This is a genomic window from Clostridium sp. LS, assembly GCF_002760435.1.
GTDB lineage: Bacteria > Bacillota > Clostridia > Clostridiales > Clostridiaceae > Clostridium.
Genome location: NZ_AUUU01000248.1, coordinates 1 through 5045, shown reverse-complemented (window position 1 = coordinate 5045; position 5045 = coordinate 1). Strand labels below are relative to the sequence as shown.

Genomic DNA, 5045 nt, shown 5'->3' with positions numbered 1-5045 from the left:
GGATTACAAGACTATGAAAGTCAAGATAAAGGAAACCTTTCTTCAAGACAAAACGGCAGCGTTGGCGGTTTCATGGTAAAACATATGATAGAAAGCTATGAAGAAGGCTTAAGATAAGCATTAAGCTGAAAGCATAGTAAACCATTTTTTCCGAAGTGTTAAAACCCCTATCCCCTTACGGTTAAAAAGCTAGCAGAACATTTATACAGTATTGTTATATTTGTTCTGTTGGTTTTTTATTAGGTTATATTTTGAATAAATATTAAAATTTGATAGAAATATGTAGATGTGTATGATTGAGCCATATAAAAGACTCGGAGGTAGCATTATGGCAAATGCTTAGTCTTTAATTTCAGATATTCAACCGAGAGAATTTTATTGGTGATATAATTAGAGTAGAGTATAATATAGTACATTATTAGTATGATATTTTATATAAAGGAGTTAGAGTTAATACTATGAATATTTTAAAAGAACTTATTATTAGAAGTGTATTAGTCGTTACATTAAATGATGCGATTATATTTTACATAATTGGTAAGCGTTCTCTGAAAATAACATTGCCTATAGCAGTTGGAATTATAGTAGTCACATGTATCGCATTAGTAATTAATATTTGGTATTCTCTACATAAAAACGGAATAATATAAATGGATTTTTCATGTAAAGCGTTTTAACGAGTGAATAATATTCACCCGTTAATTATTATGATTTCTGTAAAAAATAATAGACCAGTTGTTAGTCTATTATTTTAAGGTATTTTATTTTCCAGGTATATGGGTTCTTATTAACTCAGCTGGTGATAATATCTTATCTATAACATCAGCAGGTAATATTTGTTCTTCAAGTAAAATTTCTCTTATAGTTTTTCCAGTAGCTAAGGCTTTTTTTGATATTAAGCTGGCTTTATCATAACCTACGTGGTGAACTAAAGATGTAGCTGAAACTAAAGAGTTTTCTATGTTTTCTAAACACCTATCCTTATCCATTTGTAAGCCATCTATGCATTTTTCTTTAAAAATAATAACGCTTTTATCAAGAAGTTCTAAAGATTCTAGTAAGCATTCTGCTATAAGTGGAGTAAATGCATTTAGTTCTAATTGCCCCATGGAACTTGCCATAGTTATGGCGCTATCATTAGAAATTACTCTTAGGCTGACTTGTGCAACCATTTCCGGAATAACAGGGTTTACTTTTCCAGGCATAATTGTTGAACCAGCCTGCATATTAGGAAGCATTACTTCTCCTATTCCTCCTCGAGGACCAGAATTTAAAAGTCTCAAATCATTTGAGATCTTAAGAAGATTCACGCTGCAGGATTTTAATAAACCAGAGGTTTCTACAAATATATCGCAGTTTTGCGTAATATCCATAGGATAGTCAGACCTTGCAATACCTAGGCCGGTAAGAGTTTGAATAGTGTCTGTCATCATAAATACATATTTATTTGTTGCATTTAGCCCTGTCCCTATTGCAGTACCTCCTAGATTAATTTGTCTTAATCTTTCTTCAACCTTGTATATTCTCCATCTATCTCGTTCTATTGCCTTTGCGTATGCTCCAAAACCTTGACCTGCTGTCATTGGCAGGGCATCCATTAATTGAGTACGCCCAAGCTTTATAATATCTGAAAATTCATTTTCTTTAATTTGAAGAGCTTCCTGCAAGCTTGATAAGGAATTACTTAATTTCCTAATTAATTTTATTGCCGCAATTCTAAGAGCAGAAGGATAAACGTCATTAGTTGATTGTGACATATTGACATGATTAAGGGGGTGTACTAAATCATAATCCCCTTTAGTGCCGGCTAATAATTCAATTGCTCTGTTAGCAATAACTTCATTAACATTCATATTTGTAGAAGTACCAGCGCCACCTTGGAAAGCACTAACTTTAAATTCATCGTCAAATTTTCCTTCTATAATTTCCTCGCTTGCTTTTATTATTGCATCAGCTTTTTCAGGAGGAAGCAATTTTAATTTTTTATTTGTCATAGCAGCAGCTTTTTTTATAAGAGCAATCTCTTTTACAAGATTTAAGTTTACAGTCTTTCCGCCTAAATTAAAGTTTTCTAAAGCTCTTGCTGTATTTATTCCGCCGTATGTAGAATTATCTATATTCTTTTCACCTAGTAAATCTTGTTCTAATCTATAATTCATGTCAACACTCCTTTAATCAGTTTACAGTTTACAGTGCACAGTTTACAGTTAAGGAGGAACAGTCTGGGACTTTTCTTGAAATTACTTTTTATACTATACTGTAAATTCATGTTGTGCATTTAAAACTTTCACTTTAACTTCTTAATATATATTCCATTCAATAATTATTAAAAAATAAAAATTAAATAAGAATTACTTTTGCAATATGCATATTAATATTTTATATTATAATAGAAGAAAGTATTTAAAAGAATACCTAAAGATTAAAATTAATTCAAAAGGAGTAATAATATATGAGTTTAAATACAACACCATCAGGGGAAAGAGTACATATTGCTCTGTTTGGAATGACAAACGCAGGAAAATCCAGTATTATAAATGCACTTACAAATCAAGAGATTTCCATTGTATCAGATGTTAAAGGGACAACTACTGACCCGGTTTATAAAGCAATTGAAATCCTGCCTATAGGACCATGTATGATTATTGATACTGCAGGTCTTGATGATGAAAGTGAATTAGGAGAATCAAGAAAGAAGAAAACCCTTGAGGTACTATCAAAGACAGATGTTGCCTTAGTAGTGGTAGACAGCACTGTTGGTTTAACTGAAAATGATTTGGCTATAATAAAGGAAATAAAAGAAAAGAAAATACCGACTGTTTGTATTTTTAATAAAGCAGATGAAAAAAGTTTAACAAAAGAAGAACTAGACAGCATAGAGAAAGAAGTTGGTGCTACTGTTGTTTCTGTTTCAGCTTTAAATAAAAATGGTATAGATGATCTTAAGCAAAAAATTATAAATGTAATACCAGATAATGAAGATAAATTTAAACTAGTTGGAGATCTTATAAGTCCTGGAGATATCGTTGTTCTAGTAACACCTATTGATAAAGCAGCTCCTAAAGGAAGATTAATTCTTCCGCAGCAGCAAACCATAAGGGATATTATTGAAAGTGATGCTATAGCTATTGTAACAAAGGAACATGAATTAAGAGAAACTCTTGAAAACTTAAAGAAAAAACCAAGACTTGTTATAACTGATTCACAAGTATTTTTAAAGGCTTCTGCAGATACACCTAAAGATATAATGCTTACATCATTTTCAATATTACAAGCTAGATATAAGGGCGATCTTATTGAACTTGTAAAAGGAGCTAAAGCAATTGAAAGTCTTGAAGATGGGGACAGCGTATTAATTTCAGAAGGATGTACTCATCATAGACAATGTGATGATATCGGAACAGTAAAGATTCCAAGATGGGTACGTCAAATGACTGGAAAGCAGATAAATTTTGAATATTCCTCTGGAAATTCCTTCACTGAAGATGTGAAAAAATTCAAGCTTATAATCCATTGTGGAGGCTGTATGTTAAATAGAGCAGCAATGCTTTCAAGAATTGATAATGCTGTTAAACACGAAATTCCAATTGTTAACTATGGTGTGTTAATAGGATATGTTCAAGGTATTTTGGAAAGAGCTCTTGAGCCATTTCCACTGGCAAAAGCAATATACGATGAGGACTTTAATGAATAATTAGAAGAGCCTTTAGTAAACTAGAATTTTTATAAATATATTTTTAAATTGATTACTATTTGATAATGTATTGTTTAGTAAAATAAGCAAATAATAACAACTAGTAAATATCAATTACTCAAAGAAACATTATGAAAAAGGGCAATACGGGAGGAATAAGGAGAAGTTATGATATATTTATTTAGTTTTCTGGTTTTATTATTTGTTGGGATTGTATTGTTTATAAATTTAAATCCAGTTTTTGGTGGAAGTCCAAGTAAAGAACAAAAAGAATTTTATAACCATTATGATAATTATGTTAATGAGAGATTTGTGAATGAGACTCAAACAAGTTTAAATATGAATTTGCCCAATTTTCTGTCAATGCTTAAGGATTCTATTATACATATTAAAGATAGGAATCCAAATGGAAAAATTCCTGTTTCTGTGGTTGATTGGGAGAAAATTAAAACTGAAAAGGATAGTTTGACTTGGTTTGGCCACTCAGCGTTTTTACTTAGTATTGATAATAAAAAAATACTTATAGACCCTATGCTTACCAAAATTGCGTCACCAGTTTCTTTTATAGGAAGCAGAAGATACAAATACACTCATGATATGTTAAATATTATCGAAGAAATGATTCCTATTGATGCAGTTCTTATTACACACGACCACTATGATCACTTAGATTATAAATCAATAGTAAAATTGGAAAGCAAGGTATCGCATTTTTTTGTTCCATTAGGAGTTAGTCCCCATTTTATTCGATGGGGCGTTTCAAAAGATAAAATTACAGAACTCAATTGGTGGGATGAAGCAGAATTTAAAGGCTTAACTGTTGCATTAACACCATCTAAACACTTTTCAGGGAGAGGGATCCTTAATAGAAATACAACCTTATGGGGCGGCTTAGCTGTCCTTGGAAAAAATACTCGTGTCTATATCAGCGGAGATGGCGGTTATGAGAAACATTTTAAGAATATAGGAGATAAATATGGACCTTTTGATATAACTTTGATTGAAGGCAGTCAATATGACAGGCGCTGGCCTTGGGTACATATGAAACCAGAAGAAGCTGTTCAGGCTCATTTAGACGTAAAGGGAAAGAATATGATGTTAATGCATTGGGGAGCATTTACATTAGCCTTTCATGGTTGGAAAGAACCAATAGAGAGAGCAATAAAAAAGGCAAAAAAATCAGAAGTTAATTTAATAGTTCCCCAAATTGGCAAAACTGTATCACTAGATTCAGAGCTAAATTTTCCTTTTAATGCATGGTGGAATTTTTAGTGTGTAATACACTATAGATACATAACCATGCGCGTAAAGCTTAACCAGTAATCGCCAAATTATAGGGGGAAGAGAGTAG

4 protein-coding genes are annotated in these 5045 nt (G+C 31.7%); 3 read left to right on the top strand and 1 reads right to left on the bottom strand.

Annotated features, from left to right (window positions below):
• Positions 1-117: alpha/beta-type small acid-soluble spore protein (locus tag COL3_RS27025; RefSeq protein WP_143327587.1), on the top strand; the 117-nt coding region annotated here is incomplete at its 5' end.
• 644 nt (positions 118-761) lie between these two features.
• On the opposite strand, the gene COL3_RS27015 is transcribed toward COL3_RS27025, so the two are convergent.
• Positions 762-2159, bottom strand: a complete 1398-nt coding sequence (locus tag COL3_RS27015) for an aspartate ammonia-lyase (RefSeq protein WP_008418594.1) — start codon at positions 2157-2159, stop codon at positions 762-764.
• Positions 2160-2452: 293 nt separating this feature from the next.
• On the opposite strand from COL3_RS27015, the gene hydF reads away from it, so the two are divergent.
• Positions 2453-3694 carry a [FeFe] hydrogenase H-cluster maturation GTPase HydF gene (gene hydF / locus COL3_RS27010; protein ID WP_008418592.1) on the top strand — a complete coding sequence of 414 codons (1242 nt, stop codon included), beginning with the start codon at positions 2453-2455 and terminating at the stop codon, positions 3692-3694.
• A 168-nt stretch (positions 3695-3862) separates the two neighbouring features.
• Positions 3863-4966: an MBL fold metallo-hydrolase gene (locus COL3_RS27005; protein ID WP_008418591.1), complete on the top strand. Its 1104-nt coding sequence runs from the start codon at positions 3863-3865 to the stop codon at positions 4964-4966.
• Positions 4967-5045: the final 79 nt, after the last annotated feature.